Genomic DNA, 19,946 nt, shown 5'->3' with positions numbered 1-19,946 from the left:
GCCGCAGGAGCACATCCAGGGATCTCAGTGGTGGACCCAGTACCAGCCCGTCAGCTACGACATCACCGGCCGCCTCGGCAACCAGCAGCTCAGCCGGCCGCGATCGGGGCCAGCAGCGCCCCGGTGAGCCGCACCAGATCCGCCGGGGCGAGCTCGATCTCCAACCCCCTGCGGCCCGCCGAGACGAAGACCGTCGGCAGCCCGGCCGCCGACGAGTCCACCACCGTCGGCAGCGGCCTACGCTGCCCGAGCGGGGAGATCCCACCGCGCACGTAGCCGCTGGATCGTTCGGCCGCCGCCGGGTCCGCCATCACCGCACGCTTGCCGCCCACCGCCGCGGCCAGGGCCTTCAGCCCCAGCGAGCCGGCGACCGGCACCACCCCGACCGTCAGCCGGCCGTCGACCTCCGCCACCAGCGTCTTGAGGACGCGGTCCGGGGAGGTCCCCAGTGCGCGGGCCGCCTCCTCGCCGTAGGAGCCCGCCGCCGGATCGTGCTCGTAGGAGTGGAGGGTGAACGCCACCCCCGCCGCGGTCGCTGCCACCGTCGCCGGGGTGCCACCGCCCGCAGACCGCTTCCCGCGCCCCATGCGCCCGCTCCTCGTCTCGCGTCCGCCCGCTGCCTCCCGCCACGGGCGGGTGAGGCGAGGGCACGGCTCAGTTCAGGTACGTCGGCCGCTGGGTGAAGTCCGCGCCGGGCACCGACGGCAGCTTGCCGATCAGGGTCGTCTCCCGCCGCAGCAGCTTCAGCTCCCGTGCCAGCCGCTCCGCGGTGTCCGGCGCCTGGAGCAGCTCCTGCTTCTCCGCCGTGGACAGCAGCGTCGCCGCCGCCACCAGGTAGGAGACCACGGAGGGCTCCTCGGGCAGTTCCTGCTCCCCGGCGAGCGTCCGCTCCATCGCGGTGGCCAGCTCCCGCTGGTACGCCCGGAAGGCCCGCAGCACGCCCTGGGCCAGTGGTGCGGCGCCCTCGCCCTCCTCCTCGTCGAGCAGCTCGACCTCGCCGGTCAGGTACTGCTCGCCGGCGGTCACCGACCGCAGCCGGAACCGCGTCGTGCCGGTGGCCACCACCTCGTACCCCGAGCCGTCGGGGCGCTCACGGATGGTCGACGCGTCCGCGACACACCCGACCTCGTGGAACGAGGTCATCGGGTCCTCGGCGAACCCCGCGCCGGGCCCGGCCGGCAGCGGCTCGCCGTCCGGCAGGCCGAGCGCCGTCGGCGCGACCTCGTGGCCCTCCCGGATCGCGATCACGCCGAACGCCCGGTCGTCCTCGTCCGGAACGGCCGCGAGGTCCGCCATGAGCGCCCGGTAGCGGTCCTCGAAGACGTTCAGCGGCAGCACCAGGCCCGGGTACAGCACGGTGTTGAGTGGGAAGAGCGGTAGCTGCGTGGTGGTCACAGCGGGCCACCCTATCCCCGCACCCGCCGCGGCAGGGCGCACACCGCACGTATCACACAGTGGGATGAGCGGCCGGGGCGCGGAACGGGTCTGAGAGACTGGAGGGGTGCTGAACCTCCTCGATCTGCGCGGTTCCGTCGCCTCCGGCGGCGGGATCGACCGCACGCTGCTGCCCCGCGCCGAACTCGACGTCGCCGCCGCCCTGGACCAGGTGCGGCCGGTGTGCGAGGACGTGCGCCATAGGGGGGACGCCGCGCTGATCGACTACGCCCGCCGGTTCGACGGCGTCGAGATCGACCGCGTCCGGGTCCCCGAGGGGGCGGCCGAGCAGGCCCTCCGCGAGCTGGACCCGGCGGTGCGCGCCGCCCTGGAGGAGTCCATCCGCCGCGCGCGCATCGTGCACCGCGCCCAGCGGCGCACCGACGTCACCACCCAGGTCGTCCCCGGCGGCACCGTCACCGAGCGGTGGGTCCCGGTGGACCGCGTCGGGCTGTACGTCCCCGGCGGCAACGCCGTCTACCCCTCGTCCGTCGTCATGAACGTCGTCCCCGCCCAGGAGGCCGGCGTCCCCTCCCTCGCCGTCTCCTCACCGCCGCAGGCCGCCTTCGGCGGGCTGCCGCACCCCACCGTCCTCGCCGCGTGCGCGCTGCTCGGTGTCGAGGAGATCCACGCGGCGGGCGGCGCCCAGGCGATCGCGATGTTCGCCTACGGCGCCGACGAGTGCGATCCCGTCTCCCTGGTGACCGGCCCCGGCAACATCTGGGTCGCGGCGGCCAAACGCCTGCTGAAGGGCCGCATCGGCATCGACGCCGAGGCCGGGCCCACCGAGATCGCGATCCTCGCCGACGCCACCGCCGACCCCGCCCACGTCGCCGCCGACCTCATCAGCCAGGCCGAGCACGACGTGCTGGCCGCCGCCGTACTGGTCACCGACTCAGAGACGCTGGCCGCCGCCGTGGCGACCGAGGTCACCGAGCAGGTCGCGCGCACCCGGCACCGCGAGCGGATCACCGAGGCGCTGACCGGGCGCCAGTCCGGCATCGTGCTGGTGGACTCCGTCGACGACGGCCTCGCCGTCGTGAACGCCTACGCCGCCGAGCACCTGGAGATCCTCACCGCCGACGCGCCGGCGGTCGCCGCCCGCGTCCGCAACGCCGGCGCCGTCTTCATCGGCCCCCACTCGCCGGTCTCGCTGGGCGACTACTGCGCCGGCTCCAACCACGTGCTGCCCACCGGTGGCTGCGCCTGCCACTCCTCCGGCCTCTCGGTCCAGTCCTTCCTCCGCGGTATCCACGTCGTGGACTACAGCCGCGACGCCCTCGCCGAGGTCACCGGCCACGTCGTGGCGCTGGCCGAGGCCGAGGACCTGCCCGCGCACGGCGCCGCCCTCAAGGCGCGTTTCGGCTGGACCGTCCCCGAGGCCTCGACCGTGCCGACGGGGGTGAGCAACCCGTGACCGTGCCAACCGGCCGCGCCCGGCTCACCGTGGACGACCTCCCGGTCCGCCCGGAGCTGCGCGGCAAGTCGCCCTACGGCGCGCCCCAGCTGGACGTGCCCGTCCGGCTCAACACCAACGAGAACCCCTACCCGCTGCCCGAGGAACTCGTCGGGCGCATCGCGGAACGGGTCACCGAGGCGGCCCGCGGCCTCAACCGCTACCCCGACCGCGACGCGCTGGAGCTGCGCGCCGCCCTGGCGCGGTACCTGACCGCCACCACCGGCCATCCGGTCGCCACCGAGAGCGTGTGGGCCGCCAACGGCTCCAACGAGGTGCTCCAGCAGCTCCTCCAGGCGTTCGGCGGACCGGGCCGCACCGCGCTCGGCTTCGAACCGTCCTACTCGATGCACGGGCTGATCGCCCGGGGCACCGGTACCAGCTGGGTCGCCGCCGGTCGCGGCGCCGACTTCGAGTTGGACGCCGGGACCGCGCGGCGAGCCATCGCCGAGCACCGCCCCGACGTGGTGTTCGTCTGCACCCCGAACAACCCCACGGGGACGGCGGTCCCCGCCGAGACGGTGCTGGCGGTCCACGACGCCGCGCAGCAGGTGCGGCCCACGCTGGTCGTGGTGGACGAGGCGTACGTGGAGTTCTCGCACGGCACCTCCCTGCTGCCGCTGATCGAGGGCCGGCCGAACCTCGTGGTATCCCGCACCATGTCCAAGGCGTTCGGCGCCGCTGGGCTCCGATTGGGCTACCTCGCCGCACACCCGGCCGTGGTGGAGGCCGTGCAGCTCGTGCGGCTGCCCTACCACCTCTCCGCCGTCACCCAGGCCACCGCGCTGGCCGCGCTGGAGCACACCGATACGCTGCTGCGGTACGTCGACCGGCTGCGCGCGGAACGCGACCGGCTGGTCGTCGAGTTGCGCGCAGCCGGCTGCGAGGTCACCGACTCCGACGCCAACTTCGTGCAGTTCGGGAACTTCGACGGCCCCGGCGGGGCGGCCGAGGTGTGGCGACTGCTGCTGGATCACGGGGTGCTGGTCCGCGACAACGGCGTGCCGGGCCGCCTGCGGGTCACCGCGGGAACCCCCGAGGAGAACGACGCGTTCCTGGACGCGGTACGCGCAGTGATGAAGGAGTACGACCGATGAGCCGCACCGGCCGGGTGGAACGCACCACCAAGGAGACATCCGTCTCCGTCGAGATCGATCTCGACGGCACCGGCAGGACCGACGTCTCCACCGGCGTCGGGTTCTACGACCACATGCTCGACCAGCTCGGCCGGCACGGGCTGTTCGACCTGACGGTCAAGACCGACGGCGACCTCCACATCGACAGCCACCACACCATCGAGGACACCGCGCTCGCGCTCGGCGCCGCCTTCCGACAGGCGCTCGGCGACAAGCGCGGCATCGTGCGGTTCGCCGCCGCTTCCGTGCCGCTGGACGAGTCGCTGGCCAACGTCACCGTCGACCTCTCCGGGCGCCCCTACCTGGTGCACACCGAGCCGGAGAACATGGCGCAGATGATCGGCCCCGACTACGACACCACGATGACGCGGCACATCCTGGAGTCCTTCGTCGCCCAGGCCCAGGTCGCGCTGCACGTCCACGTCCCCTACGGCCGCAACGCCCACCACATCGTGGAGTGCCAGTTCAAGGCGCTGGCGCGCGCCCTGCGATACGCCGCCGAGATCGACCCCCGCCAGACCGGCATCCCCTCGACGAAGGGCGCCCTGTGACGACGGCCTCGACGCTGCTGATCGCCGCGGGGCTCTTCCTCGGGGGCGGCGCGTACTCGTTCCGCAAGCAGGGGCTGCCGACGGGTGTCGTGGTGCTGCTCGCCGGCGCCTCCGCGCTGTGCCTGGTCGCCGGCGTGCTGCGGCTGGGGGTGTGGCAGTGACGGCCTCACGCAAGCCCGACGTCGTCGTCTTCGACTACGGCTTCGGCAACGTCCGTTCCGCGCAGCGCGCCCTGGAGCGCGCCGGCGCCGCGGTGGAGATCACCGGCGACTACGACGCCGCGATGAAGGCCGACGGCCTGCTGGTGCCCGGTGTCGGCGCCTTCGCCGCCTGCATGCGGGGGCTGCGTGCCGCCCGCGGAGACTGGGTCGTCGAACGGCGCCTCTCCGGTGGCCGCCCCGTGCTCGGTATCTGTGTCGGCATGCAGGTCCTCTTCGACGAGGGCATCGAGCAGGGCGAGCGCGCCGAAGGGCTCGCGGAGTGGCCCGGCGCGGTGGACCGGCTGCGGGCGGAGACCGTTCCGCACATGGGGTGGAACACCGTGGAACGCCCCCAGGGCTCCCGGCTGTTCGACGGCGTGGCCGAGGACGAGCGGTTCTATTTCGTCCACTCCTACGCCGCCCACAGCTGGGAGCTGGAGGTCACCAACCCGCGGATAGCGGCGCCCCTGGTGAGTTGGACCACTCACGGCGAGCCGTTCGTCGCCGCCGTGGAGAACGGCCCGCTCTGGGCCACCCAGTTCCACCCCGAGAAGTCCGGCGACGCCGGAGCCCGGCTGCTGACCAACTGGATCGAGACGCTCTGAGATGTCCCACGTGACGCCCGACGTGCTGAGCCACGTCACCGCAGACCTTCCCAAGCTCGAACTCCTCCCCGCCGTCGACGTCCGCGACGGGCAGGCCGTCCGGCTGGTGCACGGCGAGTCCGGCACCGAGACCTCCTACGGCTCCCCGCTGGAAGCCGCCCTGACCTGGCAGACCTCCGGCGCCGAATGGCTCCACCTGGTCGACCTCGACGCCGCGTTCGGCACCGGCGACAACCGGGACCGCATCCGGGAGGTCGTCGCCGCCATGGACATCCGCGTCGAGCTCTCCGGGGGCATCCGCGACGACGACACCCTGACCGCCGCGCTGGCCACCGGCTGCACCCGCGTCAACCTCGGCACCGCCGCCCTGGAGTCCCCCGAGTGGGTCGCCAAGGTCATCGCGGAGTACGGCGACCGCATCGCCGTCGGCCTGGACGTGCGCGGCACCACGCTGCGGGGCCGGGGCTGGACCCGTGACGGCGGCGACCTGTACGAGACGCTCGCCCGCCTCGACGCCGAGGGCTGCGCCCGGTACGTGGTCACCGACATCAACAAGGACGGCACCCTCCAGGGCCCCAACCTGGAGCTGCTGCGCACCGTCTGTGCCGCGACCGAGCGCCCGGTGGTGGCCTCGGGCGGCGTCTCCTCGCTGGACGACCTGCGGGCGCTCTCGGGCCTGGTGGGCGAGGGCGTCGAGGGCGCCATCGTCGGCAAGGCGCTGTACGCCGAGGCGTTCACGCTGGAGGAAGCGCTGGCGGCGGTGGCCGAGTGAGCGAGGCCGCCACCCGCCGCGTCTTCTCGGGGTCGCCCTGGGAGGACGAGTTCGGCTACTGCCGGGCCGTGGAACTCCCCGACGGGCGCGTACTGGTCTCCGGCTGCACCTCGGTCGTGGACGGCGAGGTCACCGACGGCAGCCCGTACGACCAGGCGGTCAACGCCTTCGGCGTTGCGCTGTCCGCGCTCGCCGAACTGGGCCTGGGCTCCGGGCACGTGGTGCGCACCCGGATGTACCTCACCCACGTCCGCGACGTCGACGACGTCGGGCGCGCCCACCGGGAGACCTTCGGCCACGCGCGGCCCGCCGCGAGCCTGGTCGTGGTCTCCGCGTTCGTCGACCCGCGCATGGTGGTGGAGGTGGAGGTCGAGGCGCACCGTGACGCCGCGCCGCACTCGCCGCGCGCCGAGGAGACCGCCGCCGACGCCGCCGACGCGGTCCCCGCACCGGAGGAGGGCCGATGAGCCTGGCCGTACGGGTCATCCCCTGCCTGGACGTGGACGCCGGACGTGTCGTCAAGGGCGTCAGGTTCCAGTCCCTCCGCGACGCGGGCGACCCGGTGGAGCTCGCCACGGCGTACGACGCCGAGGGCGCCGACGAGTTGACCTTCCTCGACATCACCGCTTCCTCGGGTGACCGGGAGACCACCTACGACGTGGTGCGCCGCACCGCCGAGCAGGTCTTCATCCCGCTGACCGTCGGCGGCGGTGTCCGGACCGCCGGGGACGTGGACCGGCTGCTCCGTGCCGGCGCCGACAAGGTCGGCGTCAACACCGCGGCCATCGCCAGGCCCGAGCTGATCGCCGAGATCGCCGACCGGTTCGGCCGGCAGGTGCTGGTGCTGTCGGTCGACGCCCGCCGCACCCCGGAGGGCCGGTTCGAGGTGACCACCCACGGCGGGCGACGCTCCGCCGGCATCGACGCCGTGGAGTGGGCGGCGCGCGCCGCCGAACTGGGCGCCGGTGAGATCCTGCTCAACTCGATGGACGCCGACGGCACCAAGGACGGCTACGACCTGGAGATGATCCGGGCCGTCCGCGCCGAGGTGGCGGTGCCCGTCATCGCCTCCGGCGGCGCCGGTCGGCTCGCCGATTTCGCCCCGGCGGTCGACGCCGGTGCGGACGCGGTGCTCGCCGCCTCGGTGTTCCACTTCGGCGAGCTGCGGATCGGCGAGGTCAAAGGCGCGCTGCGCGAGGCGGGCCACCCGGTCCGCGGTGGTGTCGTCTAGGCCCTGTCCGATGAATCCCGCCTGAACCGCGGCGCCTGGCACGGCATCTCGCCACGGTGGAGCCTCGCGCGAGTGCGACGGGTACGAGCTGCGACGTTCCGCCGTGCGATCCACCGCACCGGACACCGCGGGCCTCGCCGGCGCCACTCACCAGACAGGTCACCAGGACCCGAGCCGGTGCCCGGTGTCCTGCTCTCTCCCCCCCCCGGGGGGAGCCGCCGGCCCGACGTACGTCTCGGCCTCACCGAGGGAGAGGGCCGCCCCCGGCACGGCGCCGGCGGCGGCCCTCTCCCCGTTCTCGGAGCGGCGGGCCCGGCTCATCCGCCGTCCCTTCCCCCACCAGGGGCGGCGGACGAGCCCGGCCCGCCGTCCCGGACGGACGCGAGGCGTCAGCCCTCGGCGGGCTCCGGCGCCGGACGCAGCACCAGCGCCTCGAACCCCCATCCCAGCGGGACCGCCGACTCCCGCCGCCATCCGGCGGCGGCGGCCAGCGCCGCCACGGCGTCGGCGGTGCGGGGTGGGGAGCCGGTCATCGCGAGCCGGAGCAGCCGTTCGTCGGCCGCCGCCGGGCCCAGCGAGTCGGGACGCAGGGACTCCACCACCACCAGCGCCTCGGTGACGTCTCGCAACTCCGCCAGAAGCGCGGTGGCCTCGGCGTCGGTGCGGTGGCCGAGCGCCAGGGCGGCGATGACGGGCCCGTTTCGGGCGGGGCGCTCGGCGAAGGCCACGTCGCCGGCCCGGACGCGGGGGCGCAGCTGCTCCAGCGCGGCGGGGGAGCCGGTGACGGTGAGCGCCGAGGCGATGCCCCGGTCGCGCAGCACATCGGCCACCACGGCGGCGGCGGGCCCGTGCAGGGTGAGCGCGTCGGCGGCCCGCACCACCGGCTCGGCGATCAGGGCGTCGAGGACGTATCCCAGCGCGTCGGCGTGCTCGACGAGTTCGGCGAGCACCTCCGGGTCGGCTTCGGCGCTCTCGTGCAGTGTCCTGCCGTGGGTGAGGCGCCAGCTGGGTTCCCCGCCGCGGAGGGTGGTGTCCAGTTCGGTGAGCGAGCGCAGCAGCTCGGCGTCGAAGCCGTCGTAGGACTCGCGGGCGTGGTCGTCCTCCACCAACTCCCGGCCGGCCTCGGCGAGGGCGTGCTCGCCGTCCGTCTCCGTGACGAGTCCGCGGGCGGCGAGCACCGCCAGCAGGGGTGCCAGCCGTTCCGGCGTGGTGCCCGCGGCGGCGGCCAGCGGGCCGAGCCGGGCCGCGCCCCGGGCGAGGGTGTCGAGCACCGGCAGCCGCAGCGCGGCACGGACGGCGAACCAGCCGAGGGCCGTGGCGGCGGGGTCACCCGCCCGCGTTTCGTCGTGTGCGCCCGCCGGTGCGGTCGGGGCGGGCGTGGAGTCGGCCGGCTCGGGGGCGCGGTGGTGCCAGTAGCCGGTGACATCGGTCCGCGACCGGTCCAGGCCGCGCTCGTTGCGGAGGAAGCGCCGCACCGGCAGCATCGCCCGCGCCTCCCCGGCGCCCCAGACGTATCCCTGGCCCGGCCGCCAGTCGTGCTCGCGGAGCAGGCGCAGCGGCACCTCGGGGTCGTGGCCGTCGGTCACGGTCCACCGCACCCGGTCCGCCGGACCCAGCGGGAGCTCGACGCGGGCCGCCGGGTCGGTGACCAGGACGTGGATCTCGGCCGGTGCCGGGGTGGGCCGTTCCTCCAGGAAGCGGGCGATCGCCGGCAGGGCGGTCTCGTCGCCGAGCAGCACGATCCAGTCCAGCTCGTCGGGGAGGACGGTGGAGGACTTCGGCCCCACCACCCAGGCCGGGTCGCCCGGGGCCGCCGTCAGGGACCAGCGGGCCGCCGGGCCGTCGTGCCCCAGGACGAAGTCCAGGTCGAGCTCGCGTGCCGCGCGGTCGACGCGGCGCGGCGTGTAGTCGCGGGTGAGGCGGTTCTCCGAGGGCAGCCACTCGATGCCGTGGGGGAGTTGGCGCGGCAGCGCGTCCTCGACTCGGCCGTCGTCGGTGAGGACCAGCTTGACGTGGTCGTCGAAGGCGGGGGAGTCGAAGGGCGGCTGGGTGCGGCCGGCGGCGACGAAGGCGTCGAGCTGCTCCCCGGTGAGGGTGACCCGCATGGTGCGCGCGTTGACCCGCTCGGTGCGTCGGACCGTCAGGTGGCGCAGCACCAGGGGGTGGGTGCGCAGGTGGTGCGGTGCCATGTCAGGAGAACAGCTCCTCGATGATGTCGAGCAGCGCGAGGGACTCGTCGTAGTCGGCGCGGACCACCCAGTAGGGCAGGTCGTGGGCGTCGCCGGAGGCGAAGGACGGCAGGGAGGCGTACACCGCGTTGCCGGACAGGGTGGCGACGTCCGTGGTGTCGGCGTTGAAGCCCGTGACGAACAGCGTGGGCTGGTCCAGGGTGCCCGCGACTTCCTCCGTGGAGAGGGTGAACATGTCGCCGCCGCTGGTGTAGGGCTCGAAGTCGCCCTCGGCGAAGACCGGGGCGGGCTCGATCCCGACGGCGGCCAGCTCCGCGGGCAGGCCCCGGTCCTCGATCAGCACGTAGGGGCTCTGGTCCGCGGTGAAGGTGACGTAGGCGGCGGGAGCCGGCGGCGGGGTGATGGCCTCACGAACCTCCTCGACGCGCTCCTCGTGGGCCGCGAGCAGTTCGCGGTAGGTGTCGTCCTTTGCGAAGACGTCCTCGGCGAGGAAGGAGAACTGGTCCTGCCAGGTCGTGAGGCCGCCGCCGACCAGGACGGTGGGCGCGATACCCGTCAGCTCGTCGTACACCTGCTCGGCCTGGCCGAGCGGGAAGCCGAGGCCACCGGCGACGATCAGGTCGGGTTCGGCCTCCAGTACGGACTCCAGGTCGAAGCCGTCGACCGTCCACGGCAGGAACTCCGTCCCCGCGTCCTCGGCGTCCTCGGCCCAGAACTCCGAGAAGGAGCCCTCGTCCTGGTCGGCGTCCTCGGGCGTCACCGCGACGACGGGCACGTCGAGGTTGTACAGATAGCCCGCGAGGGCGTAGTTGAGGACCACGACACGCTCCGGCGCCGTCGGTACGTCCACGTCGCCGTAGTCGGTCGTGACGGTGCGGGTGCCGTCCGCGTCCGCGGTGGCCGCGTCGCCGCCCCCGCCTGCTCCCGAGCCGTCGCCGTCGGAGGTGTCCGCGGAGGAACAGCTGGTCAGGAGGAGTGCGGCGAGCGCGAGGGCGGCTGCTGCGGAACGGGAAGCGGGTCTCATGGGGAACCTCGGATGGTGCGACGGATGTGACCGGTGGGATCACCCCTGCCGGTCACTGGTGAGGTTAGGCTAACCTCACTTCGACCGGTGCGGGTGTCCGGAAGATGACACGTCCCCGCCCGAACCTGACATCTTCCCGGCCGCCCCCGCCGGGCCCCGCGAGCCGCCGCCACCGACGACCGCGCACCCCTGAGAGGAGAGGAACCCGTGGTGACGACCACCCCGCTGGCCGACATCGTGCCGCAGAACACCATCCGGTTCTCCGGTCACGACACCCACCGGCACAGCCGCCCACACCTCGTCCACGTCGTGCACGGCGCCGCGGACGTGGTCGTCGACGACCGCACACTGCGGCTGCGGGAGCGGGAGAGCGTCTGGCTCGCCCCGCGCGTGCCGCACGCCGTCCGGGTCGCCGAGGGCGGGCTGGTGCTCGGCCCGATGCTCGACCCCGCCGACACCCCCGGCTCCCGCGTGCGGCTGCTCGGCCCGATCCCCGCCGTCACCGAGGTGATGACCGCCGCCCTCGGCGCCGCCCCCGCCGGCGAGGCCCAGATACGCCCCTTCCGGCAGGCACTCGGAGCGGCGCTCCGCGCCCAGCTCCTGGAGTACTTCCCGCTGGCCGTGCCCCACCACCCCGTGGCCCGCGCCATCGCCGAGGAGGCCCGCCACACCCGGCGCTCCCTCGACGAACTCGCCACGAGCCACCACATGAGCGGACGTCAGGTGCAGCGGCTGTTCCTCGCGGAGACCGGGACCGCCTTCGCCCGCTGGCGCACCCGGGCACGGCTCAACGCCGCCATCCGTGAACTGCTCGGCGGCGTGCCCGCGTCGCTGGTCGCCGAGAGCGCCGGGTACGCCACCCGCGCCTCGCTCATCCGGGCCCTCGCCCGCGAGTGCGAGATCGACGCCGGCGAACTCCATCGCGACCCCCGCGAGGCCCTGCTGGGCGCGGTGGCCTGAGCCGGACGACCGAACCACCATGACGAACGCACCGTCCGGCGCCGCCCCGCCACCGAAGGCCGCCACGCCCGACCCGCAGTCCGCTGTTCCGCAGCCCGCCGCCCTGCCCGGCACTGCGACCGACCCCGGCGGCGGACCCGCCCGCCGTACCCGCACCCGCACCCGACTGCTGGTGCTGGCCGGTGCGCTCGCCGCGCTGCTCGCCGCCGTCGTCCTCAGCCTCACGGTCGGCTCGACGTACGTCCCACCGGCCACCGTCCTGGAGGCCCTGCGCCACCACGACGGCTCCGCCCACCACATCACCGTCAACGACCTGCGCGTGCCACGGACCGTGCTGGGGCTGCTCGTCGGCGCGGCACTCGCCGTATCCGGCGCCCTGATGCAGGGCCTGACGCGCAACCCGCTCGCCGACCCCGGCCTGCTCGGCGTCAACGCCGGTGCGGGTTTCGCCGTGGCGCTCGCGGTCGCCGTCCTCGGCGTCACCCGCGTCGAGGACTACCTGTTCTTCGCCTTCGCCGGTGCCGTCGCGGCCACCGCGGCGGTCTACGCCATCGCCTCCCAGGGGCGCGCCGGAGCCACACCGCTCCGCCTCACCCTCGTCGGACTGGCCCTGGGAGCCGTCCTCATGGGCCTCTCCCGGACCCTCGCCCTCCTCGACGTCCAGACCTTCGACCGCATGAGGTTCTGGGACGCCGGCACCGTCGCCGACCGACCCGCCGGCACCATCTCCGCCGTACTGCCCTGGATCATCGGTGGTCTGCTGCTCGCCCTCGTCTGCACCCGCGCACTCAACGCGCTCTCCCTGGGCGAGCACCTGGCGCGCTCCGTCGGCGTGCACGTCGGCACCACCCGCGCCGGAGTGGTCCTCACCGTCACCCTGCTCTGCGGGGCCGCCACCGCCGCCGCCGGGCCGCTCGCCTTCGTCGGCCTGATGGTTCCCCACGTCGTCCGCCGCCTCACCGGACCCGACTACCGCTGGATCGTCCCCGGCTGCCTGCTCGCCGGCCCGGTCCTCGTCCTGGTCGCGGACGTCCTCGGCCGCGCAGCGGTCCGTTCCGGGGAACTCCAGGTCGGCGTGGTCGCCGCCCTCATCGGCGCACCCCTCCTGGTCGTCCTGGTCCACACCAGGCGGGCGGCGGCGCTGTGAGCCGCACCGTCGTGCTGCGCGCCGGCCCCCTGAGCACCCGGTTCCCCCTGCGGCCCGCTGTCGTCCGGCTCGTCCTCCTGGTCACCGTCGTGGCGCTCGCCGCCTACGCCCTCACCCTCGGCCGCGCGGCGATCACCGTCCCCGACGTCCTGGCGGTCCTCTCCGGTGAGGAGACCGGCACCACTCGCACCGTGGTTCTCCAGTGGCGGCTGCCCCGGATCGTCGCCGCCGCACTGTTCGGCGCCGCCCTCGGGGTGAGCGGCGCCGTCTTCCAGTCGCTCACCCGCAACCCGCTGGGCAGCCCCGACATCATCGGCTTCAACTCGGGCGCCTTCACCGGTGTCGTCGCGGCCCTGCTGCTCGGGGCCACCGGCTACGCCGCGCTCACCGCCGGTGCGCTGCTCGGCGGAATCGCCACCGCCGCCCTGGTGTACGCGCTGGCCTGGCGCCGCGGGCTGAACGGGTTCCGTTTCGTCATCGTCGGCATCGCCGCGGGCGCTTTCCTCGCCTCGCTCAACACCTGGTTCTCGGTCCGGGCCGACGTGGACATCGCGCTGCGGGCCGCGGTCTGGGGCGCCGGCACCCTGGCCCTCGCCGACTGGACGACCCTCGCCGTCACCGCCGGCCTGCTGGCCGCGGTCGCCATCGCGCTGCCGCTCGCACAACGGCGCCTCACCCACCTCGAACTCGGCGACGCCACCGCCGCCTCGCTCGGCGTGCCGGTCGAGCGGACCAAGGCGCTGCTGGTCCTGCTGGGCGTCCTCACCACGGCGGTCGTCACCGCCTCCGCCGGGCCGATCGCCTTCGTGGCGCTGGCCGCGCCGCACATCGCGCGCCGCCTCACCGGCCGGGGTGAGTCCGCCGACCTGGCCTCCGCCGCGCTGGTCGGCTCACTGCTGCTCCTCGGCTCCGACATGCTGGCCCAGCACGCACTCGACGGCGTCGTCCTGCCCGTCGGAGCCGTCACCGTCTCCATCGGCGGCGCCTACCTGGTCTGGCTGCTCGTCGTGGAGTCACGGCGCGCCTGACGGGAGCGGCGCGCGGGGTCGTCGTCCGTGGCCGTGTGCGCAGGAGGCGGCCGGCCCCCCCGAGCCGTGCCCCACCGCGGGTTGAGTACGCCGTGAGACCCCGTACTCATCCGCGCGACGCGGCCTGCGGGATTGACGGGCGCCATGAACAAGACACCCGAGTCCGAGCCCGCGACCGACCTGCCCGCGGTGCACCGCTGGGCGAGGACCGCAGCCCTGGTGGGGCTGCTCCTGGTGCCGGACGTGTACGGGGCCGCGCTGCTGTCCGCCGCCCCGGGTGTGTGCGCCCTGGTGAAGCGCTCCCGCACCACGGAGCCGTTGTTCCGGGCGTTCCTGGTGGGGTGTCAGCTGTTCGTCCTGCTCTACGCGTTCTCGGGGGCGGCCGACTGATGCAGCGCACCGCCCCCGACGGCCCGGCGGACCGGACACCGCCGCGCCGCCCCCGCCGGGAGCGGTGCGGCCGAACCGTCAGCCCAGGCCGAGCGCGGCCGAGGACACCGCGGTCACGGCGCTCTCCTCGCCCTCGGTGGTCACCCGCGCCACCCGCTGCCGGCCCCAGGCGAACAGCACCAGCTCCGAGGGCTCCCCGGTGACCGTCACCACCGGCACGCCCTTGCGCGCCACGATCGTCTGGCCGTTGGTCCGCCGCAGCACCAGCCCCACCGGGCAGCGCCGCGCCACCAGCTTGGCGCTCGACTCCAGCCGCCGCCACAGCGAGTCCTGGAACCGCGCGTCCAGGTCGCGGGGCTCCCAGTCGGCACCGGCACGGCGGACGTCCTCGCCGTGGACGAAGAACTCCACCGTGTTGGCGCCCTCGTCCACCTGCTTCAGCCGGAACGGCGACCACTTGCCGGGGCCGGTGCGCACCGCCTGCACCAGCTCCTCGTAGGGCTTGGCGGCGAACTCGGCCTGGACGCGCTCCAGCCGTTGGGCGAGCGGCTTGATCAGCGAGCCACCGGCCGCGTCCAGCCGGTTCTCCCGGACCACGAGGTGCGCGGCGAGGTCACGCGTCCGCCACCCCTCGCACAGCGTCGGGGCCTCGGGCCCGGCGGACTCCAACAGATCGGCCAGCAGCAGACGTTCACGATGGGCATGCGTAGACATGTCGCCAGGGTAGGTGCCGCACGGCCGCAACGGCCGGACGCCGGGCCGGGACGCGCGGATGTTCGGCCGCGGGCCGCCCGCCCCGCTCCCGCCGCGCCCGCCTCCGGCCGGCCGCGGTACCAGCCGCCGGACACCGCCGCGCGGCGGCCGACGAGGGGTGACAATGGGCCCATGCCCGATGAGCAGCAGCCCGGAGCCCCCCGGCTCGACCCCGCCGTCTCCGCCCGCCTGCGCCGCAACGCCGACGGCCTCGTCCCGGCCGTCGCCCAGCAGTACGACACGGGGGAGGTGCTGATGCTGGCCTGGATGGACGACGAGGCCCTGCGCCGGACCCTCGCCACCGGCCGCGGCACCTACTGGAGTCGCAGCCGGCAGTCCTACTGGGTCAAGGGCGAGACCTCCGGGCACACCCAGCGCGTCCACTCCGTCGCCCTCGACTGCGACGGTGACACCCTCCTGCTCCGGGTCGACCAGCGCGGGCCCGCCTGCCACACCGGCGACCGCACGTGCTTCGACGCGGGCGAGCTGCCGCTCGCGGCGCAGTAGGGTCGGGCGCCATGACGACCACCTCCCGGGACCTGGACCTCGCCACCTTCCGCATCCGGGCCAAGGACCGCCGGGTCATCCCGGTCACCCGCCGCCTCCTCGCCGACGGCGACACCCCCGTCGGCCTGTACCGCAAGCTCGCGGGCGGCCGGCCCGGCACCTTCCTGCTGGAGTCCGCGGAGAACGGCCGGACCTGGTCCCGGTACTCTTTCGTCGGCGTCCGCAGCGCCGCCGCCCTCACCGTGCGCGACGGCCGGGCCCACTGGCTCGGCACCCCGCCGGTCGGCGTCCCCACCAGCGGGGACCCGCTGACCGCGCTCCGCGGCACGGTGGAGGCGCTCCACACCCCGCACGAGCCCGGACTCCCGCCCTTCACCGGCGGGATGGTCGGACACATCGGCTACGACGCCGTGCGGCGCCTGGAGGACATCGGCGACGACACCGCCGACACCCTCGGCGTCCCCGAGCTCACCATGCTGCTCGCCACCGACCTCGCGGTGCTCGACCACCGCGACGGCACGGTGCTCCTGATCGCCAACGCCGTCAACCACAACGGTCTGGACACCGGTGTCGACGAGGCCTACGCCGATGCGGTCGCGCGGCTGGACGCCATGGCGGCCGACCTCGCCGAACCCGGCCGCAGCGGGGCCGTCGAACTGCCGAGGTCCGAACTCCCCGAGTACACCGAGGAGTGGGGCGGCCAGGCGTTCCGCGAGGCGGTCGAGACCGTCAAGGAGCACATCCGTGCCGGCGACGCCTTCCAGGTGGTGCCCTCGCAGCGGTTCAGCACCCCGTGCCCCGCGGACGCCCTCGACGTCTACCGCGTGCTCCGCACCACCAACCCCAGCCCCTACATGTACCTGCTGCGCCTGCCGGCGACCGACACCACCGCCGACGGTGACGGGTGGGACGCCCCCGGCCGCGGCTACGACATCGTGGGCTCCAGCCCCGAGGCGCTGGTGAAGGTCGAGGACGGCCGCGCCGAGCTGCACCCCATCGCCGGCACCCGCCCCCGTGGCACCACCGCCGCCGAGGACGCCGCGCTCGGCGACGAACTTCTCGCCGACGCCAAGGAGCGCGCCGAACACCTCATGCTGGTCGACCTCGGCCGCAACGACCTCGGTCGCGTCTGCGCCCCCGGCAGCGTCGAGGTGGTGGACTTCATGACCATCGAGCGCTATAGCCACGTGATGCACATCGTCTCCACCGTCACCGGGCGACTGGCGCCGGAGCGCACCGCCTTCGACGCCCTCACCGCCTGCTTTCCCGCGGGCACCCTCTCCGGTGCCCCGAAGCCCAGTGCGCTGCGCATCATCGAACGGCTCGAACCCACCCGCCGGGGCGTCTACGGCGGGTGCGTCGGCTATCTGGACTTCGCAGGCAACGCCGACACCGCCATCGCCATCCGCACCGCGGTGCTGCGCGACGGAGTGGCGCACGTCCAGGCCGGCGCGGGGATCGTCGCCGACTCCGACCCCGCCGCCGAGGACGCCGAGTGCCGGAACAAGGCCGCGGCCGTCCTGCGGGCCGTGGGCACCGCCCGGCGGCTGCGCGGTAGCGTGGACGGGTGAACTCCGAGCCCGGTACCCGTGACACCCGCGCCCCGCGGCGCGCCCTGGCCCTGACCCTGGCCTCGGGAGCCGCCGGCGCCGCCGTGGTGCTCGTCTCCTCCGGCCAGACCTGGGCCGAGGGCAGCGCCGCCGCGGCCGGCGGCACCCTCGCGGTGGACGCCTCCGGCAACGCCGTCTCGGGGCTGCCCAGCGCCCTCGCCCTGGTCGGGCTGGCCGCCCTGGTCGCCGTGTTCGCGGTGCGCCGCACCGGTCGCCGTGTCGTCTCGGCCGTCCTCGCCCTCAGCGGCGCGGGTGCCACCGCTACCGCGCTCGTCGGGTCGGCCGACACCGCCGCCCTGGAGAGCGCCGCCGCCGAGGCGACCGGTCTGACGCAGGTCGCCGTCACCGCGGTCTCGCACACCGCGTGGCCCTGGGTCTCCGCCGTCGGTGGGCTGCTCCTCCTCACCGCCGGGGTCGTCGCGCTCGCCTACGGCGGTCGCTGGCCCGCCATGTCCGGCCGCTACGAGCGTTCCGGGCCCCGCCGGGAGCGGCGCGGCCCCCGTGCCGACGACGGCCCGGACGCCGGTGGGTCGGCCCCGAAGGGCGAGGAACGCCCGGACGAGATGTGGAAGGCGCTGGACCGGGGCGAGGACCCGACCTGACCCCCGGGACGCCGCCCCCCACCATCCGACCCGCCCGCCCGCCCGCCCGCTCGCTCGCCCGCGTCGCCGCCGGTGACCGGCGTCACCTCGCCGCCGCACCGATCACCCGGCCGGGTGGTGACGCTCGCCACACGCGCCGCGCGCGTCGCCTCCCCACCCCGGGCGGGACGCCGCTGACGGACTTTCGGCCCCACCCCGGCCGGGACCAGAGCCCCTGCCGGAGCGGGCGGGGCCACCTGCCACAATGGTCCGCGGGACGGGCAGGGGCGTGGAGCGCCCTGCGCAGCCGCCGCCCCAGCCTTCGGATCTACAAGGAGCTGTCATGGCGAACGGCCACGACCACGGAAACACCCCGGCCGCCTGGGCCGGCGTCACCATCGCCCTGCTCGGCTTCACCGTCAGCGGCGTCTTCCTGACGATGGCCCAGCCCCTCGGAGTGATCGCGGGTCTGGTCGTCGTCGCGCTCGGCGGTGTCGTCAGCCTGGTCATGCGCGCGATGGGCATGGGCAAGCAGGAGGAGGAGGTCGCCGAGGTGACCCTCCCCGCGCAGCAGGGTGCCGCGGAGTCGGCCGTGACGGCCGACACTGCCGGGGCGACCGCGACGACCGGTGCCGCCAAGGCCGACGAGGGCGAGAAGGCCGCCGCCGGCTGACCCGGCCGGGACGCCGCCCCACCACGGCCGGTGGGGCGTGACGCCCGGGCGGCCGTCCCACCCGGACGGCCGCGCACCGGTTGCCCCGGGCCGGAGCTCCTCCCACAGTGAGGGCGTGCCCCTCGCCCTCCTGCGCCGTACCGCCGCCCCGCTGGGTGTTCTCGCCCTGGCGGTGGCGGCTTTCGCGTACGTCGGACAGGTCGATCCCCACGAGCCGGGCCACTACCCGGCGTGTCCCGTGCTCGCGCTGACCGGGGTGCACTGCCCCGGCTGCGGCGGCCTGCGCAGCGCGCACGCCGTCGCCCACGGCGACCTCGCAGCCGCCGTCGGCGCCAACGCGCTCGCGTTCGCGGCCTTCGTCGTCGGAGCGTGGTGGGGCCTCCGCCTGCTGAGCGCCGCGGCCCGTGGGACGCCGTCGCCCCTGCCGACGGTCCGTTCCGGCCACCTCTGGGCGGTGGGCGCGGTGGTGGTGCTCTTCACCGTGGTCCGCAACACCCCGCTCGGCGCCGTCCTGGTGCCCTGACCACACGCAGGCCGCCCGCCGGCCCCGTGTCCCGACCCGCCCCGCGCGGGGGGTCGTACGAGGGGCGCGGGGGTCGCCGCGTGGCCCGACCGGGACTGAACTGTCCGTAATGTGGGATGCCCGCGAGGCGGATGGCGTGACCACCCGGCGCGGCCTATACCATCGTCAGTGCCCGACCGAGCCGTCCACCGGCCGGAACCCGACCCCGAAGACCGCGACGCCCCACGGGCGGCGTGCCCGGGGTGACCGGAACCGACGCCCACCAGGAAGGGGCCGCGCGCGTGAGTGTGCTCGACGAGATCATCGAGGGCGTACGGATCGACCTCGCAGGGCGTCAGGAGCGCACCGGCCTCGACGAGCTCAAGGCTGCCGCTGCACGTGCGCCCGAGGCCCTGGACGGCGTCGCCGCGCTGCGCGGCGAGGGCGTCTCCGTGATCTGCGAGGTCAAGCGTTCCAGCCCCTCCAAGGGCGCGCTGTCCGCCATCGCCGACCCGGCGGCGCTCGCCGCCGATTACGAGGCCGGCGGTGCCGCCGTCATCTCCGTCCTCACCGAGGAGCGCCGCTTCGGCGGCTCGCTCGCGGACCTGGAGGAGGTGCGCGCCCGGGTCGACATCCCGGTGCTGCGCAAGGACTTCGTCGTCACCTCCTACCAGCTGTGGGAGGCCCGCGCGTCGGGTGCCGACCTCGTGCTGCTGATCGTCGCAGCCCTGGACCAGTCGGCCCTGGTCTCGCTGGTCGAGCGCGCCGAGTCCATCGGCCTGACCCCGCTGGTCGAGGTGCACGACGAGGAGGAGGTCGCCCGCGCGCTGGACGCGGGCGCCCGGATCATCGGCGTCAACGCCCGCGACCTGCGGACGCTGGAGGTCGACCGGACCACCTTCGAGCGGGTCGCCCCGCTGATCCCCGCCCATGTGGTGAAGGTCGCCGAGTCCGGTGTCCGCGGCCCGCACGACCTGATCGCCTATGCCAACCAGGGCGCCGACGCGGTCCTCGTCGGCGAGTCGCTGGTGCGGCACAAGGACCCGCGCGCCGCCGTCTCGGACCTGGTCGCCGCCGGCGCCCATCCCGCGCTGCGCCAGGGGAACTGACCCCCGTGCCCCGTCCGTCCGCTTCCCGTCGCCCCGCCGGTGCCACGCACCGGCGGCTGGCGCGCGGCTGCCGCCCGCGCGGTTGCCG

23 protein-coding genes are annotated in these 19,946 nt (G+C 74.8%); 18 read left to right on the top strand and 5 right to left on the bottom strand.

Annotation, left to right across the window (positions count from 1 at the left end; genetic code table 11):
• Positions 1–89: 89 nt before the first annotated feature.
• On the bottom strand, positions 90–587 hold the full coding sequence (ybaK, locus tag HCJ92_RS12360) for a Cys-tRNA(Pro) deacylase (RefSeq protein WP_167933577.1): 498 nt from the start codon (positions 585–587) through the stop codon (positions 90–92).
• Positions 588–654: 67 nt separating this feature from the next.
• Positions 655–1,395 carry an LON peptidase substrate-binding domain-containing protein gene (locus HCJ92_RS12355; RefSeq protein ID WP_167933576.1) on the bottom strand — a complete coding sequence of 247 codons (741 nt, stop codon included), beginning with the start codon at positions 1,393–1,395 and terminating at the stop codon, positions 655–657.
• A gap of 106 nt (positions 1,396–1,501) precedes the next feature.
• On the opposite strand from HCJ92_RS12355, the gene hisD reads away from it, so the two are divergent.
• From hisD to hisF, 8 genes are read left to right on the top strand one after another with little or no spacing between them, the layout of a single operon-like run.
• Positions 1,502–2,851, top strand: a complete 1,350-nt coding sequence (gene hisD, locus HCJ92_RS12350) for a histidinol dehydrogenase (RefSeq protein ID WP_167933575.1) — start codon at positions 1,502–1,504, stop codon at positions 2,849–2,851.
• Between the two features lie 2 nt (positions 2,852–2,853).
• On the top strand, positions 2,854–3,987 hold the full coding sequence (locus HCJ92_RS12345) for a histidinol-phosphate transaminase (protein WP_167933580.1): 1,134 nt from the start codon (positions 2,854–2,856) through the stop codon (positions 3,985–3,987).
• Positions 3,984–4,577: an imidazoleglycerol-phosphate dehydratase HisB gene (gene hisB, locus HCJ92_RS12340; RefSeq protein ID WP_167933574.1), complete on the top strand. Its 594-nt coding sequence runs from the start codon at positions 3,984–3,986 to the stop codon at positions 4,575–4,577. Before HCJ92_RS12345 ends, hisB begins: the two co-directional genes overlap by 4 nt.
• Positions 4,574–4,738, top strand: a complete 165-nt coding sequence (locus HCJ92_RS12335; RefSeq protein WP_167933573.1) for a hypothetical protein — start codon at positions 4,574–4,576, stop codon at positions 4,736–4,738. Before hisB ends, HCJ92_RS12335 begins: the two co-directional genes overlap by 4 nt.
• Entirely contained in the window at positions 4,735–5,382 is a 648-nt protein-coding gene (gene hisH / locus HCJ92_RS12330) for an imidazole glycerol phosphate synthase subunit HisH (RefSeq protein ID WP_167933572.1), read from the top strand. The genes HCJ92_RS12335 and hisH overlap by 4 nt, the downstream gene beginning before the upstream one ends.
• Position 5,383: 1 nt before the next feature.
• Complete coding sequence (gene priA / locus HCJ92_RS12325; protein WP_167933571.1) at positions 5,384–6,154, top strand: bifunctional 1-(5-phosphoribosyl)-5-((5-phosphoribosylamino)methylideneamino)imidazole-4-carboxamide isomerase/phosphoribosylanthranilate isomerase PriA; 771 nt, start codon at positions 5,384–5,386, stop codon at positions 6,152–6,154.
• A complete protein-coding gene (locus HCJ92_RS12320) occupies positions 6,151–6,621 on the top strand; it encodes a Rid family hydrolase (protein WP_167933570.1) in 471 nt (156 codons plus the stop codon). The genes priA and HCJ92_RS12320 overlap by 4 nt, the downstream gene beginning before the upstream one ends.
• Positions 6,618–7,385, top strand: a complete 768-nt coding sequence (hisF, locus tag HCJ92_RS12315; protein WP_167933569.1) for an imidazole glycerol phosphate synthase subunit HisF — start codon at positions 6,618–6,620, stop codon at positions 7,383–7,385. Before HCJ92_RS12320 ends, hisF begins: the two co-directional genes overlap by 4 nt.
• A gap of 389 nt (positions 7,386–7,774) precedes the next feature.
• Here hisF and HCJ92_RS12310 read toward each other — a convergent pair whose 3' ends face one another.
• Both HCJ92_RS12310 and HCJ92_RS12305 read right to left on the bottom strand, forming a co-directional pair.
• The gene (locus HCJ92_RS12310; protein ID WP_167933568.1) at positions 7,775–9,574 is read right to left on the bottom strand and encodes a siderophore-interacting protein; all 1,800 of its coding nucleotides are present in this window, start codon (positions 9,572–9,574) and stop codon (positions 7,775–7,777) included.
• 1 nt (position 9,575) lies between these two features.
• Positions 9,576–10,598 carry an ABC transporter substrate-binding protein gene (locus HCJ92_RS12305; protein ID WP_167933567.1) on the bottom strand — a complete coding sequence of 341 codons (1,023 nt, stop codon included), beginning with the start codon at positions 10,596–10,598 and terminating at the stop codon, positions 9,576–9,578.
• Between the two features lie 207 nt (positions 10,599–10,805).
• Here HCJ92_RS12305 and HCJ92_RS12300 point away from each other — a divergent pair, with 207 nt between their 5' ends.
• The 4 genes from HCJ92_RS12300 to HCJ92_RS12285 all read left to right on the top strand — a co-directional run bounded on the left by HCJ92_RS12300 (position 10,806) and on the right by HCJ92_RS12285 (position 14,123).
• A complete protein-coding gene (locus HCJ92_RS12300) occupies positions 10,806–11,558 on the top strand; it encodes a helix-turn-helix domain-containing protein (RefSeq protein WP_338054143.1) in 753 nt (250 codons plus the stop codon).
• Positions 11,559–11,577: 19 nt separating this feature from the next.
• Positions 11,578–12,705 (top strand): FecCD family ABC transporter permease, encoded by a 1,128-nt coding sequence (locus tag HCJ92_RS24930; protein ID WP_167933566.1) that lies wholly within the window; start codon positions 11,578–11,580, stop codon positions 12,703–12,705.
• A complete protein-coding gene (locus tag HCJ92_RS12290; RefSeq protein ID WP_167933565.1) occupies positions 12,702–13,733 on the top strand; it encodes an iron chelate uptake ABC transporter family permease subunit in 1,032 nt (343 codons plus the stop codon). Before HCJ92_RS24930 ends, HCJ92_RS12290 begins: the two co-directional genes overlap by 4 nt.
• A gap of 144 nt (positions 13,734–13,877) precedes the next feature.
• On the top strand, positions 13,878–14,123 hold the full coding sequence (locus tag HCJ92_RS12285; RefSeq protein WP_167933564.1) for a hypothetical protein: 246 nt from the start codon (positions 13,878–13,880) through the stop codon (positions 14,121–14,123).
• Between the two features lie 78 nt (positions 14,124–14,201).
• Here HCJ92_RS12285 and HCJ92_RS12280 read toward each other — a convergent pair whose 3' ends face one another.
• The gene (locus HCJ92_RS12280) at positions 14,202–14,837 is read right to left on the bottom strand and encodes a TIGR03085 family metal-binding protein (protein ID WP_167933563.1); all 636 of its coding nucleotides are present in this window, start codon (positions 14,835–14,837) and stop codon (positions 14,202–14,204) included.
• Between the two features lie 171 nt (positions 14,838–15,008).
• On the opposite strand from HCJ92_RS12280, the gene hisI reads away from it, so the two are divergent.
• From hisI to trpC, 6 genes are all read left to right on the top strand, one after another.
• Positions 15,009–15,383, top strand: a complete 375-nt coding sequence (gene hisI / locus HCJ92_RS12275; RefSeq protein ID WP_167933562.1) for a phosphoribosyl-AMP cyclohydrolase — start codon at positions 15,009–15,011, stop codon at positions 15,381–15,383.
• Positions 15,384–15,394: 11 nt separating this feature from the next.
• Positions 15,395–16,954, top strand: coding sequence for an anthranilate synthase component I (locus HCJ92_RS12270; RefSeq protein WP_167933561.1), 1,560 nt, complete (start codon positions 15,395–15,397; stop codon positions 16,952–16,954).
• Positions 16,951–17,595 carry a TIGR02234 family membrane protein gene (locus HCJ92_RS12265; RefSeq protein ID WP_167933560.1) on the top strand — a complete coding sequence of 215 codons (645 nt, stop codon included), beginning with the start codon at positions 16,951–16,953 and terminating at the stop codon, positions 17,593–17,595. Before HCJ92_RS12270 ends, HCJ92_RS12265 begins: the two co-directional genes overlap by 4 nt.
• A 322-nt stretch (positions 17,596–17,917) precedes the next feature.
• Positions 17,918–18,247: an HGxxPAAW family protein gene (locus HCJ92_RS24925; protein ID WP_245240817.1), complete on the top strand. Its 330-nt coding sequence runs from the start codon at positions 17,918–17,920 to the stop codon at positions 18,245–18,247.
• 37 nt (positions 18,248–18,284) lie between these two features.
• Complete coding sequence (locus HCJ92_RS12255; RefSeq protein ID WP_420824702.1) at positions 18,285–18,770, top strand: DUF2752 domain-containing protein; 486 nt, start codon at positions 18,285–18,287, stop codon at positions 18,768–18,770.
• A 281-nt stretch (positions 18,771–19,051) separates the two neighbouring features.
• Entirely contained in the window at positions 19,052–19,858 is an 807-nt protein-coding gene (gene trpC, locus HCJ92_RS12250; protein WP_167933559.1) for an indole-3-glycerol phosphate synthase TrpC, read from the top strand.
• Positions 19,859–19,946 lie beyond the last annotated feature (88 nt).

Source organism: Streptomyces spiramenti, assembly GCF_012034385.1.
GTDB lineage: Bacteria > Actinomycetota > Actinomycetes > Streptomycetales > Streptomycetaceae > Streptomyces > Streptomyces spiramenti.
Note: the sequence above shows the minus strand (reverse complement) of the source record. Positions and strands in the feature narration are given on the sequence as shown.